Raw genomic sequence first — 12,673 nt, 5'->3', positions numbered from 1 at the left:
TGTACACCTATATTCGTTAATCGACTTAGCTAGAGGCTCATCTTTACAGTCATTTCATCAAATTACCAAGAGCTTGTAAATTCAGGATATTTTTCATTTTTTCTTGAACAAAATAATCGTTATTATTTAGCTAGTTAATTGCTGGTTAATTGTTGGCTACTGGTTCTTCACAATTCGACAATCAAGAATACAATGTATTATTTATTACTTATTTTTTCTTTTCCCTGCAATTACCCATGATTAAACGCATTACCAACTACCTGGAAACTCGTGCTTGTGTCCCAGCATATAGCGGTTGGGTGCTAGGAGGAATAGCCATTTGTTTTTTCGGAGCAGCAATTAACACAATGGCAGGCTGGTTATACGTTAGTAGCGGTCTCAGTTGTGCGATTTTGGCTGTTGCTGCCATTTTACCACCTCGTTCTTTGTCGAGATTAAGGGTCAGTCGTCGTTTGATTGAACCAGTTACCGCCGGTGAAGACTTAAGAATCCAGCTAGAAGTTACCAACCAATCCCATCAAAATGTCAGTCTGTTAAAAATCGCCGATGTCTTGCCCTTGGTACTCAAAGACAAATTCGCTCAACAGCCCATTGAACACACAATCAATCACATTGACCCAAAAAACAGTTATGAATGGGAATATTACTACCCTACTCAGCGCCGAGGTATTTATCGTTGGCAAACCGTGCAATTAATTAGTGGTGCGCCATTAGGCTTATTTTGGAGTCGTCGCGATCGCAATTGTCCAGCAACGGCGATCGTCTATCCGCAAATTTTACCACTAGTTAGTTGCCCCCTGATTGATGAACTTGGCAAAGATGAAAGTTGTAAAAACAATTACCAAGGGAACCCGGCTTATGCGGCAACAGAGGGGCTGATACGCTCCTTGCGTCCCTATCGTACAGGCGATCCAATCCGTCTAGTGCATTGGCGTACAAGTGCCCGTTATGGGGAACTACGGGTGCGGGAATTGGAGGTAATTACAGGTGGAGAAGATATTATTATTGCTTTAGATAGCGCCGCCCAATGGGATGAAGAAAACTTTGAGCAAGCAGTAATTGCCACAACTTCACTATACTTTTACGCCCAACGCCAGCAAATGAACGTGCAACTGTGGACAGCTGGTACGGGTTTGGTAAGGGGGGAAAATCGGCGGATTTTGGAAACATTAGCGGCGACATTGCCTCAAGAAGACGCAATTAGCACTGAACCCCCAAAAATCCCTTTGATTTGGTTAACCGAAAATGCGGCTACCATTGCTTCATTACCAAACGGTAGTCGTTGGGCATTATGGCAGAATCAAGAATCTGAGCCGCGTCAAATCATCAACAAGGATATTCCAGGTTTAATTATTAGCAAAGAAGAACAATTGCAAAGCCAATTGCAAAAAACTATTTAATTAATTATGCAATCGCATATCATCAGGTTCGCCTCAAAAATTGCCGTAACTACAGATGGGGAGATGGGGAGATGGGGAGATGGGGAGATGGGAGATGGGGAGATGGGGAGATGGGGAGATGGGGAGATGGGGAGATGGGGAGAAAGTAGGTTTCTTGGTTTTGTCGTACTTATTTTTGTAATATGACGTGGCGGCAGAAACCCACTTCCTGGGATATCGGTTCGCGGATTATCCGATTCGTGGCATTGGCATAACCATCAAGCTGCTGTAGCTAAACCATTATGTCGTAACAATGGTTCGGTACTCGGCTCCCGTCCTCGGAAATTCTTAAATACTTCCATCGGATGTTTGCTACCGCCAAGGGCAAGGACAGTGTCACGATAACGCTTGCCTGTATCCTTTAGGGCAACTTCATTTTCCAAACCAGCCTCTTCAAATGCTGAAAAAGCATCTGCACTCAATACTTCTGCCCATTTATAACTGTAATAGCCAGCCGCATAACCACCAGCAAAAATGTGTCCAAATGCACACAAAAATTCATCTTCTGGCAGTGGTGTGAGAACAGTAGTTGTTTTGGCGATCGCATTTCTGACATCTTTTGCTGTTTGAGTCCCACCAGGGCGGTAACTATAGTGCAGTTCTAAATCCACAAGACTAAAGTGGATTTGCCGTAACATACCACTACCACTCATGTAATTTTTTGCCGCCAATAGTTTTTGATAGTAATGCTCCGGTAGGGTTTCACCTGTTTCGTAATGCTTTGCCATTCCAAACAATGTCTGACTTTCGTAGCACCAGTTTTCCATAAATTGACTTGGTAATTCTACGGCATCCCATTCGACATTATTAATACCCGCCGCACTAGTATAGTCAACCTTTGTCAGCATGTGGTGTAACCCATGTCCAAACTCATGGAATAGGGTTTCCACTTCGTCGAATGTCATCAAGCTGGGTTTACCATCGATGGGTGGAGTTTGGTTACATATCAGATACGCAACAGGTAAACGAGTGGAAGTCTTGCCGTTTTCGATGAATTTGGCGCGGTTAATGCAAGTGTCCATCCACGCACCACCACGTTTTTCGGCTGGGCGACTGTAGGGGTCGAGATAGAAGTAAGCTATGGGTGTGCCAGTGTCATCGGCAATTTGGAAGTAACGCACGTCTTCTTGCCATACAGGAGCTTCTCCATCAGCAGGGGTGACAGTGACACCAAATAAACGTTTTACTAAGCCAAATAACCCATCAAGAACTTGGGGAAGAGGAAAATAAGGACGTAATTCTTCGTCGGTAAAATTAAATTTCGCTTCGCGCTGACGTTCTGCCCAAAAACTAATATCCCAGTGCTTCAAATCACTAGCTTCAGTGGCTCCTTTCGACGCAGCAAAGGCTTTGAGTTCTTCTAACTCATTCACTGCTGCATTGTAACTGGAACTGCGTAACTCTTCCAAAAGCTTTTCTACAGCTTGGACATTAGGAGCCATTTTACTGGCGAGGCTAACTTCGGCGTAATTTTTGTAACCTAATAATTGTGCTAATTCTTGACGCAGTTCTAAAATACGCTCAATAATCGGATTATTGTTGAGTTCTTCGGAAGCTGCACGGGAAAGGTAAGCCTTGTATAATTTCTCGCGCAAATCGCGACGGGTACTGTGTTGTAAGAAGGGTGCATAACTGGGGATATCAAGTGTAATTACCCAAGGACCATTTTCAACTGTCGCATTTTCATCTCCCATACTCCGAGCATTTTGAGCCGCAAGACTCAATAAACTCGGTGGTAAACCGGATATCTCCTCTTGATTCGTCAGTTTTAAGCTAAAGGCTTTAGTAGCATCAAGAACATGATTTGAGAATTTAGTAGACAGTTCCGCCAACTCCATTTGAATCGCGTTGAAACGTTCCTTTGCCTCTCCTTGTAAGCCGACACCGGAAAGTTCAGCATCCCGAATCGCAGAATCAACTATACGTTGTTGTGCGGGTTCGAGATTTGACCAAATATTGCTGTTGCGAATAGATTTAAATGCCTTGTAAATTGGTTGGCTTTGGCTGAGTTTGTTGGAAAACTGGATTACCAAAGGCTGCACACTTTCGTAAGCTTCACGGAGTTCATTGCTATTTTTCACACCCATGAGATGACTCACCGCACCCCAAGTCCAGTATAAGCGATCGCCTATTTTTTCCAGTGGCTCGACTAATCCTGTCCAAGTTGCTTCAACATTACTTTCTAATTCTGCCAGATTGCGATCGAGTTGCTCAATTAACTCATTGACTGCTGGAACCACATGTTCGGGTTTGATATCTGCAAATGGAGGTAAACCAGAACCAATCAATAAGGGATTGTGAGATTTTGCTATAGTTGCGCTTTCGGTCATAGATTTTGTGTGTGATGATTAGATTCAGTACGTAGTATTGCTTGTTTGTCGATTATTTGTTATTGGATACAATACCCACTAACTCAACTATTAACTATTAACTTTATTACTATTATTTAAGTGTAGTCATAACGTTTTCATTTTGGAATGACCGGATACCCGAACATAGATTCATGTCGAATTGAGACAAACCTGACATGACACCTGATTTCTCCTAAATTTCCTTCTAAATTCTCAGTAGAGTTATATGCGTAGATTTCTCAAGTTAATGATTGCCATTATCCCAGTTGCCGGTGTCAGTACCTTGTTATTTCTCTCCCAGAAGACATTAAAACAAGAACAATGGTTGCCTGTGCAAAATGGCATTACTTACGGAATTAGCGGAATGACTGTATTGCAACAGCAAGATAATTCCCTAGATTTACTAGTTGTACATGATAATAAAAAGCCTAATCAAGGGCGTTTAGGTATAGTTAAAATTCAAGGGAATAATTTACCCGAATATATACCCTTACAATGGCAAAAAAATACAAAATTACCGATAGATTTGGAAAGTCTAACATTAGTACCAACCAAAGAATTAGCAAATAAAAATCAGGCTTCTCATATGGCACTAAGTAGTTCAGGTCAAGTTTATCATTTTAGTTTTGCCTCTGATAATACTATTTCAATAATTAAAATATTTGCGTTGCCGGGATTAAATAAAGATAGCAATTTAGAAGCATTTGCACTTCAAGAAATTGATAATAAATTAATCGCAGTATGGGCAGAGCGGGGTGAAGGAGAAAAACCAGCAATTATGTATTGGGGAATTCTTGATTTAGCTACTTATAAAATCAATTTAGCTGGTTATAATCCTATAAAAGTGCCTTTGAAATCACCGAATTTACGTCATATTTCTGACTTAAAAGTCGATAATTCTGGAGTTATATATATTACTTCAGCTACAGATAATGGTAATGACGGACCTTTTGAATCTGCTGTTTATATTATAGGTAGCTTGAGTGTGCAAAATCAGCAAATTATTTTTCAACCTAAATCAGCAATTACTGGTGTCGGAAATTATGATAAGCACAAAATCGAAGCTATGGAATTTTTGCCACATAAAAAAGGGGGAATTGTATTTGGTACAGATGATGAAAATAAAGGTTCTTCAATCTTAATTAAATTAAATTAAACACTATAAATATAAAACTCAGAATAATATTGATTTTATTTTTTATTCCTTATAAAAATTAAAAAACAGGGCTTACTGAAAATAAGTAAACCCTGAAGGAAAATCTAGACTTCTTTAACGATTAGTTATTATTAACCTATCTAGTGAAAAACTAAAATTCTATTATGCTTTTTTCCCAGCAACCTTAGCTTCCACCTTCACAGCCTTAACACCTTGGAACTTATATTCTTTAACAGCCGGTTCAATCTTTTTCAAAGTCGCCTCGTCAGGAACAGTACCTTTAATTGTCAAAACGCCGTCTTTTTCTTCCACATCAAGCTTGCTTCCGGGAAATTTCTTTTCCAGATTATTCTTAACGATAGTTTTTGTACCACCAGAAGTATTAGTTAAAGCAGTTTTTGTGGCTGTAGTTGTTTTATTAACAGCAGTTTTAGAACCTTCTACCGTATTTTTAGCTGCGGTTTCAGTTTTTGCACCCACATCTTTAGCTGTGTTATTCACAGAATCAGCGTCAGAAGTCTTAGACGCATCTTGGCACGCTACTGCACCTAATGCCAAAATACCACTAATTAAAAGAGGGATGAATTTTTTCATATCTATCTCCAAATTGAATAAATGAAGCGATGAGTTCAAAAGTGTGTACGACTGAGGAGCAAATCTTAAAAAAAGATTAATTGGGAAATGGCAAAGACTATTTAGTCAAACTGAATGCCGACTGAATAATAAATAGCTTCATTTGGCTGCATAAAAAGCCAATTTGAAACAGCGAAAATCCAGTTATAGCCCAAGATGCCTTCTCTAAAATGAAGTGCCAGTCATTGATAAAACTTCGACTTGAGTAGAATATCAAGTCCAGTTAGCAAAGATGAAAACAACATTTTTATTTGAAGGTTACTTGATGTTAGCAGATTTTCCAAAAAGTAGTTTATCTCCCTTACTTAAATAGTTCTGCATTATTGTATTGCAGGACTTTTTTATTTAAATTCGTACTCTTAAACTAAATAAAGTATTCTTAAATACTTTATATTTTGTAACATTCGGAGAAGGTCAAATACAAGAAGCTGACTTGATTCATGAGGGGAAATACCAGAATTCTATTGATAAGTGTGTAATGAGAATCAAAACTTGTAAAGAGAGTCTAGACTGTTCTCAGAGATAGGGTACTATACTCTCTTCTAGTTTTATTTCTAGTTTTATATTGAATTAAAAATTAAACCTATCTGTTTAACCAAAAAATCTTGAATATTTGTTTGCGAAGTTGAAAACAAAGACAGTTTCCAAACTTTAATTTTTTTCCAGATACTTTTTCACCCCCTGACTCATTTGCATGAGGCTAGGTGTAATCTTACTACCCAAAAAATCTTCGACTACGCGAGCAATTTGTCCCGTGATAAACTGGGGTGCGCCATGAATTTTTTTGGGATCGATTGTTAATTCACCACGACTTTGGATAATAGTATTATTCCCATCTTCTACAAAAGAATTTGTACCAGCACAATAAACTGCTTCTGTAAAAGCACGTGTTTCCAGTTTCCATTCCAAGACAAATTCTGTTTGCTTCCAAGTATTATATTCAAGCCAGGAGAGCATATCTTCACTAAGTAAAGCTCTTGCTGCTATTGGAATTTCGCCGCCACCATGCCATTCATTGACAGTGTAAATTATTTCATCTACTTCTTTTCGGGACTTAACTTTAATATCACGAATATCTGGAATGTAGCGAACAAGTTCTGTGAGTTTATCTCTGTAAGTCGCGTACACAATCTGACGAGGGAAAGGAATATAGGTATCAGTCGAAATTTTCATTGGTGAATTGCTTATGGGTGAGAAAAAGTAAAACAGCTTTAAATCAACAGTAGTAGGAAAGAAAATTATTATACTTGATGTCTTTGTAGGAAAAAAGTGTGCAAATGGTGTGTGGAGAAATAATACATATCATATAAAGTGTGATTTAGAATGAAAAATAATGTTAAGAATATTGATGAACTGGAAATAAAAACTTGCACGAGTTGCAATTATTGCATGGTATTAATTCAGTAATTACAACTACATAGTAAAATTAATCGTTACCAAATGTCATAATAAGTGAACTCATGGGTTTATTTACTTACGTAATATTGCAGAAAGTTAGATGTTTATTTTGACTTAAGACACTAACTTTCTGCTCTTTTATTTTTCCGGTTTGTATTGGGCTTTTCTTATCATCTCAAAACTTATCACTTTTGAACTTCAGCACTCATACTTGCCATATCTCCCCAATTTCCTCTATTTATAAAGCTTCCTGCCCCCTCAGTTGTAGTTTAGGCAACCATTTGCGCCCCGAACATGATATTTGTATTACTGTGGCTCAATCATGTGTTTGTTAGCTAAATAGCAATTATGTATTTTGCGATTGTTCTACAACGAGTCCGATGGCAGTAACTTCGATGGTGCGACCGAAGTTATTACAAGGGCATTAGTTAATGAATAATAGCTACCAGCTTGATGAAGATTGAGTTTTGCCAAAAAATTTGCTGTGTTGAGCGTCAAAATCTTTAAGGGGAAAGATGTTAAGAAAATTCGTTGGCATTTTTGTTGCTACTGTGCTGTTAACATTCCAATTCGTTATTGGTAGTGCGAGTGCAGTAGAACTCTCTGCGGCTACTCGTACTGTAACTCTTAACGAGGCTGGTGATACCACAGTTCTAAGCCTTAAACAAGTCAAAGAAGGTAAACGTTTATTTCAATATGCTTGTGCCCAATGCCATGTTGGTGGTGTCACCAAGACAAACCAGAATGTTGGTCTTGAACCTGAAGCTTTGGCTGGTGCAACTCCTAACCGTAATAGCATTGAGGGTTTGGTTGATTACATGAAAAACCCTACTACCTATGATGGAGAAGAAGAAATATCCGAACTACATCCCAGTACCAAGAGTGCTGATATTTTCACCGAAATGCGTAATTTAACTGACAAAGATTTGGAAGCGATCGCAGGCTATATCCTCTTGCAACCTAAAATTGTTGGTTCGCAATGGGGTGGTGGAAAAATCTACTACTAAAATAAACGCTGTACTTTTGTTTAAGTAGGGTTGAGTTAAGTTAGCAGGAGTAATAGAAATTTTCTTTTTCTAATGCCCTGTTTTCTCTACTATCCCTACTTCTTTTGTATCTGGCTATGGGTTTTCATTATCAGGTTTTTTAAACTCTGAGGCGATGGCTCAAGTTTAATTCAAGTTATCGCCATGAGTCTGGCAACTGCTAGATGAGCGCATATCTACTTGGCGATGTCTACTGTCCAATTGCTGTTAATAAAGTCAAGTTCAGAAACTAAATTCGATTTAATTTTGATTTAATGAAGTTTCTAATCTTAATTCTTCAGTTAACTTTTCTTTGTTGTCTACAATCGGTTGTGAGTCGAAATCGAGAATTTGCCAGCTTCTGGCTCGACTGACATTAAACTTCATTCCGCCTGATTCCAAGGCTTTGAGGACTTGACGAGTTGTTTCTCGATTCAAGCTTGTCTCTTGGGCGATCGCATCAATAGTAATAGCATTATCGCGATCGCAACAATCAAGTATATTAAGTGCCAAACGATAGGGTTGATCTAAGTACGGTCGGATGATTTGCTGGATTTCCGACGGTAAAACGGAACGAAACCATAGTATAAATTTTGCACTTGACCTAATTTTGTCTAAACTATTTTGATTCACTGAACTTACATGCTCCTCGATTGGCACTGAATAGTAGGTGAAAAAATATACCTCTGAGGGATAAGTCCAGATTACGCCAGGATAAGAGGATGAGACTTCTGCCAAAGGTTATATGCCAAAAGGAGTATATTCCGCAATGAGCATTGCTAAAAAAAATAAAGTATGCTAACTAGCCCTTTTTTTAATTCGATGGCGGTAGAAATGCCATCCCATATGTACAATCATGCCCCCAATAATTACAGGTGATAGCCAACGTAACCAAGCAAAATGAATACCGACTCTCGCAAGCCCTAACAGTAATACATCGTCAGCAAGGCTCAATATAAAAATAAATAGCTGTAGAGGTAGATGCTGGTTGTTATTATTAAAATCCATATTCGTATATTGGCTTCCTTTGGCAATTTGAGGATGCTACTAGGTTAGGCAATATATCTAAGAAAATAGTAAATCAGCGATTTTTCTTAATAAAATTAGATGGGAATAGGGAATAAAAGATTTGCTAACTTTTTCTCATCACCCATAATTCAGAATTTATTTGCTGTCATTTCTTAGGTAATGTAATCTTTTTTAATAATTATACATTTTTATTCAGAAATTAATCTGAATGTAAACATTAACAAATTGACGATTGAAAATGCTGACTACGTTTTATTCCCAGCTAAACGTTTCGATAAACTTAAAGTTTCTTCCTTGTCATGAATCTTATTGTAATCACCACAAAATGCTTGGTAGACTGGCAAGCACAGTTGCTACAAACGTCCAGATTGAAAAGCGTTCAATATCCGCTTCGTCAAGTGCATATCCCATTTGAAAGAGGGAAGCAAGCATAGCTCCTAAAATAAAGCTCAAAAGGAAAACGTATTTAAAACTAATCATGAATTTTCCTGAAGATAGTTTCAAAATAAAATTTGAACAAGCACGACTCCGCCAGTAGCGAGATGGCGCAGAATGACTTGAATCAGTTTTGAGAAATTCAATCTCTAGTGGTGTTAAAACTAATTATTAGGAATCCATGTGTAGTGTTTTTCTGTGATTGTTGTGGAACAGGATTCCTATATCTACAAATGATGACAAGATTAGAGGAAGAGACTAAAAAATTCTTGCCATCTTAATGAATGTACTCTTTAGTGTTATCACAAACTTTTTACTGACAAGTGTTAATAGCGAGCATAAAGGATTCAATTTTAGATTTTTTTAATAAAAGATTTTGCTTTTCAATATTTATTGATTTTTGAGTTAGTAATATTTTGTTCCTGAGAATACTGACAATTAATTGCGTAATAGCATCCTGTAAGCGGTATACATCTACTTTAATAACGCCTTATTCCCTTCGACAAATAAACAATTAAAAATTTTGCACGCACTATTTTTGGGACTGGGACTTGCATCTCGGTTTCCACCATTCGTCATCTCAAAAAATCTCCCTTCTGATTGAATATAAAATTGAACAAAAAAAAACAGCCACCTCGCCTTCAGGAGAGACAGCTGTTTTTTGACCAGGGCAGGCACAAAACCCACCCCAAGATGATTAAGTTTAGTAATCGAAATCTCCACCCATACCAGCACCAGCGCCAGCAGGAGCGCCATCTTTAGGCTCTGGCTTGTCAACAACGATACATTCGGTTGTCAACACCATACCAGCGATGGAAGCTGCGTTTTGTAGTGCGGAACGGGTTACTTTCGCAGGGTCAACAATACCAGCAGCGAACATGTCAACATATTCGTTAGTAGCAGCATTGAAACCAACGTTGAAGTCTTTCTGCTTCACGTATTCGGCAATTACCGCACCATTTTGACCTGCATTTTCAGCAATTCTCTTCAAAGGAGCAGTTAATGCACGAGCAACAATCATTGCCCCAATTAACTCTTCATCCTTGAGGTTACCGCTTGCCCAAGTTTCTAACTCAGGAGCAAGGTGTGCCAAGGTTGTACCACCACCAGGAACGATACCCTCTTCAACTGCTGCTTTGGTAGCGTTGATAGCATCTTCCAAACGGAGTTTCTTGTCTTTCATTTCGGTTTCGGTAGCAGCACCAACTTTCACAACTGCTACACCACCAGACAATTTAGCCAAACGTTCTTGGAGTTTTTCCTTATCGTAGGAAGATTCAGTTTCTTCCATTTGCCGGCGAATTTGTTCGCAACGTGCTTTTACAGCTTGCTCATTACCTTCAGCAACAATGGTGGTGTTGTCTTTGGTAATGGTGATGCGGCGAGCTTTACCCAAGCTATCAATCTTGGTTGCGTCAAGTTTCAAACCAGCATCTTCAGTAATTAACTGTCCACCAGTTAAAACTGCGATATCTTCCAGCATAGCTTTCCGGCGATCGCCAAATCCAGGAGCTTTAACCGCAGCTACATTTAAGACACCACGTAAACGGTTGACAACCAAGGTAGCAAGTGCTTCTTTCTCGATATCTTCAGCAAGAATTACCAAAGGACGACCGGAACGAGCAACTTGTTCGAGGATGGGTACCAAATCTTGTACCAAACCGATTTTCTTATCAGTTAAAAGCAAGTAAGGCTCGTCAAACACAACTTCCATGCGTTCAGCATCGGTTGCGAAATAGGGCGAAATATAACCCTTATCGAAGCGCATACCTTCGGTAATTTCCAATTCGGTGGTCATGGATTTTCCTTCTTCCAAGGAAATCACACCTTCTTTACCCACCTTATCCATCGCTTGAGCAATCATGCTGCCGACTTCTTCATCATTACCAGCAGAGATTGAACCAACTTGAGCGATCGCTTTAGAATCTTCAACAGGACGGGCGTGTTGCTTGATTTTATCAACCAAGAAAGCTGTTGCTTTGTCAATGCCGCGCTTCAGCACGATCGCATTCGCACCAGCAGCAACGTTACGCAAACCTTCTTTGACAATCCCATGAGCCAAAACGGTAGCAGTGGTTGTACCATCACCTGCTGCGTCGTTGGTTTTGGAAGCAGCTTGACGAATCAAAGCCACACCAGTGTTTTCAACATGGTCTTCTAATTCAATTTCTTTAGCGATGGTGACACCATCATTAATGATTTGAGGTGCGCCAAATTTCTTTTCTAATACCACGTTACGACCCTTAGGACCAAGGGTAACTGCTACTGCTTCAGTCAAAATATCCATACCACGCTCAAGGGCACGACGAGCGTTTTCGTTGTAAATAATCCGCTTTGCCATAATAATGTAATTCGCTTTGTAAGCTATTCTCTGTTTTTTTGTTTAGATCGGTTGTCGATTTTTGGTTAGTGGTTGTTGGTTATTGAAGATTAACAGTTAACTATATACCGATTAACTATTATCCATTCACCATCGCCCGCTACCTAACTAGCTAACAATTGCTAAAATGTCTTTTTCCGAAAGTAATACATACTCGTCAGTGCCGAGTTTGATGTCGGTACCAGCGTACTTGGAGTAAAGAACTTTATCTCCTACTTTGACATCCATCGACATGCGGCTACCATCATCTTTGAACTTGCCATCGCCAATAGAGACAACTTCGCCAACTTGGGGCTTTTCTTTGGCTGTGTCGGGCAAATAAAGACCACCTGCGGTCTTTTCTTCAGAAGCACTGACTTTGACGAAAACGCGATCGCCTAAAGGTTTTACTGTTGATACGCTTAATGATACTGCTGCCATAACTAATTCGTGCCTTCTTAGCACTCTCAACTCCTGAGTGCTAATTTACCTAAATACAGCTTCAAATAGCAATCAATTATTGTGTACGGGTTCCCGAACTATTAGACAATGGGCAGTGGACATAAGAGGACAGGGAGACGCGGGGACACGGGGACACGGGGAAAATAATAAATATAAGAAGATATTATTTCCCTCCCTCTCTCCGCGTCTCCCCCTCTCCCCCTCTCCCCATCTCCCCTCTTTTCTTTCCCGTCATTGTCTTCTGGAATACCTTTTCTCCCCTGTTTCTGTTCCCTCTTCTCCTTGGCATTTTTTCTTTGTCCCATAACGATTCCAGGAATTAATTAAGTAAAAATACTCTATCAAAAATGTTCATCAGATGATTTTTCTTTGGTTTATGAATATTT

The 12,673-nt window shown here is 39.2% G+C and carries 12 protein-coding genes; 4 read left to right on the top strand and 8 right to left on the bottom strand.

What is annotated here, in order from left to right:
* Positions 1-236 precede the first annotated feature (236 nt).
* Together VB733_RS01245 and VB733_RS01240 are read left to right on the top strand one after the other, a co-directional pair.
* Positions 237-1,400, top strand: coding sequence for a DUF58 domain-containing protein (locus VB733_RS01245; RefSeq protein WP_323338295.1), 1,164 nt, complete (start codon positions 237-239; stop codon positions 1,398-1,400).
* A 6-nt stretch (positions 1,401-1,406) separates the two neighbouring features.
* Complete coding sequence (locus VB733_RS01240; protein WP_323338294.1) at positions 1,407-1,586, top strand: hypothetical protein; 180 nt, start codon at positions 1,407-1,409, stop codon at positions 1,584-1,586.
* Positions 1,587-1,657: 71 nt separating this feature from the next.
* Here the strand turns inward: VB733_RS01240 and VB733_RS01235 are convergent, their stop codons facing one another.
* On the bottom strand, positions 1,658-3,769 hold the full coding sequence (locus tag VB733_RS01235; RefSeq protein ID WP_323338293.1) for a M3 family metallopeptidase: 2,112 nt from the start codon (positions 3,767-3,769) through the stop codon (positions 1,658-1,660).
* A gap of 268 nt (positions 3,770-4,037) precedes the next feature.
* Between VB733_RS01235 and VB733_RS01230 the strand changes: the two genes are divergently transcribed.
* On the top strand, positions 4,038-4,946 hold the full coding sequence (locus tag VB733_RS01230; RefSeq protein ID WP_323338292.1) for a hypothetical protein: 909 nt from the start codon (positions 4,038-4,040) through the stop codon (positions 4,944-4,946).
* 162 nt (positions 4,947-5,108) lie between these two features.
* Here the strand turns inward: VB733_RS01230 and VB733_RS01225 are convergent, their stop codons facing one another.
* Both VB733_RS01225 and VB733_RS01220 read right to left on the bottom strand, forming a co-directional pair.
* Complete coding sequence (locus tag VB733_RS01225; protein WP_323338291.1) at positions 5,109-5,540, bottom strand: BON domain-containing protein; 432 nt, start codon at positions 5,538-5,540, stop codon at positions 5,109-5,111.
* 690 nt (positions 5,541-6,230) lie between these two features.
* Positions 6,231-6,752 (bottom strand): hypothetical protein, encoded by a 522-nt coding sequence (locus tag VB733_RS01220; protein WP_323338290.1) that lies wholly within the window; start codon positions 6,750-6,752, stop codon positions 6,231-6,233.
* Between the two features lie 740 nt (positions 6,753-7,492).
* Here VB733_RS01220 and psbV point away from each other — a divergent pair.
* Complete coding sequence (gene psbV, locus VB733_RS01215) at positions 7,493-7,984, top strand: photosystem II cytochrome c-550 (protein WP_323338289.1); 492 nt, start codon at positions 7,493-7,495, stop codon at positions 7,982-7,984.
* 279 nt (positions 7,985-8,263) lie between these two features.
* Here psbV and VB733_RS01210 read toward each other — a convergent pair whose 3' ends face one another.
* The 5 genes from VB733_RS01210 to groES all read right to left on the bottom strand — a co-directional run bounded on the left by VB733_RS01210 (position 8,264) and on the right by groES (position 12,266).
* On the bottom strand, positions 8,264-8,635 hold the full coding sequence (locus tag VB733_RS01210; RefSeq protein WP_323338288.1) for a hypothetical protein: 372 nt from the start codon (positions 8,633-8,635) through the stop codon (positions 8,264-8,266).
* Between the two features lie 165 nt (positions 8,636-8,800).
* On the bottom strand, positions 8,801-9,010 hold the full coding sequence (locus VB733_RS01205) for a hypothetical protein (protein ID WP_323338287.1): 210 nt from the start codon (positions 9,008-9,010) through the stop codon (positions 8,801-8,803).
* A 336-nt stretch (positions 9,011-9,346) separates the two neighbouring features.
* A complete protein-coding gene (locus VB733_RS01200; RefSeq protein WP_323338286.1) occupies positions 9,347-9,511 on the bottom strand; it encodes a hypothetical protein in 165 nt (54 codons plus the stop codon).
* Positions 9,512-10,169: 658 nt separating this feature from the next.
* Positions 10,170-11,807, bottom strand: coding sequence for a chaperonin GroEL (gene groL, locus VB733_RS01195; protein WP_323338285.1), 1,638 nt, complete (start codon positions 11,805-11,807; stop codon positions 10,170-10,172).
* 147 nt (positions 11,808-11,954) lie between these two features.
* On the bottom strand, positions 11,955-12,266 hold the full coding sequence (groES, locus tag VB733_RS01190) for a co-chaperone GroES (protein WP_096610533.1): 312 nt from the start codon (positions 12,264-12,266) through the stop codon (positions 11,955-11,957).
* Positions 12,267-12,673 lie beyond the last annotated feature (407 nt).

The organism is Calothrix sp. UHCC 0171, from assembly GCF_034931845.1.
Lineage (GTDB): Bacteria > Cyanobacteriota > Cyanobacteriia > Cyanobacteriales > Nostocaceae > Brunnivagina.
This window is presented reverse-complemented; position numbering and strand designations above follow the sequence as displayed.

What these genes read in the sequence shown, in the direction of transcription:
- VB733_RS01245 (WP_323338295.1), top strand. Translation starts at nt 237, where the DNA reads ATGATTAAACGCATTACCAACTACCTGGAAACTCGTGCTTGTGTCCCA.
- VB733_RS01240 (WP_323338294.1), top strand. Translation starts at nt 1,407, where the DNA reads ATGCAATCGCATATCATCAGGTTCGCCTCAAAAATTGCCGTAACTACA.
- VB733_RS01235 (WP_323338293.1), bottom strand. Translation starts at nt 3,769, where the DNA reads ATGACCGAAAGCGCAACTATAGCAAAATCTCACAATCCCTTATTGATT.
- VB733_RS01230 (WP_323338292.1), top strand. Translation starts at nt 4,038, where the DNA reads ATGATTGCCATTATCCCAGTTGCCGGTGTCAGTACCTTGTTATTTCTC.
- VB733_RS01225 (WP_323338291.1), bottom strand. Translation starts at nt 5,540, where the DNA reads ATGAAAAAATTCATCCCTCTTTTAATTAGTGGTATTTTGGCATTAGGT.
- VB733_RS01220 (WP_323338290.1), bottom strand. Translation starts at nt 6,752, where the DNA reads ATGAAAATTTCGACTGATACCTATATTCCTTTCCCTCGTCAGATTGTG.
- psbV (WP_323338289.1), top strand. Translation starts at nt 7,493, where the DNA reads ATGTTAAGAAAATTCGTTGGCATTTTTGTTGCTACTGTGCTGTTAACA.
- VB733_RS01205 (WP_323338287.1), bottom strand. Translation starts at nt 9,010, where the DNA reads ATGGATTTTAATAATAACAACCAGCATCTACCTCTACAGCTATTTATT.
- VB733_RS01200 (WP_323338286.1), bottom strand. Translation starts at nt 9,511, where the DNA reads ATGATTAGTTTTAAATACGTTTTCCTTTTGAGCTTTATTTTAGGAGCT.
- groL (WP_323338285.1), bottom strand. Translation starts at nt 11,807, where the DNA reads ATGGCAAAGCGGATTATTTACAACGAAAACGCTCGTCGTGCCCTTGAG.
- groES (WP_096610533.1), bottom strand. Translation starts at nt 12,266, where the DNA reads ATGGCAGCAGTATCATTAAGCGTATCAACAGTAAAACCTTTAGGCGAT.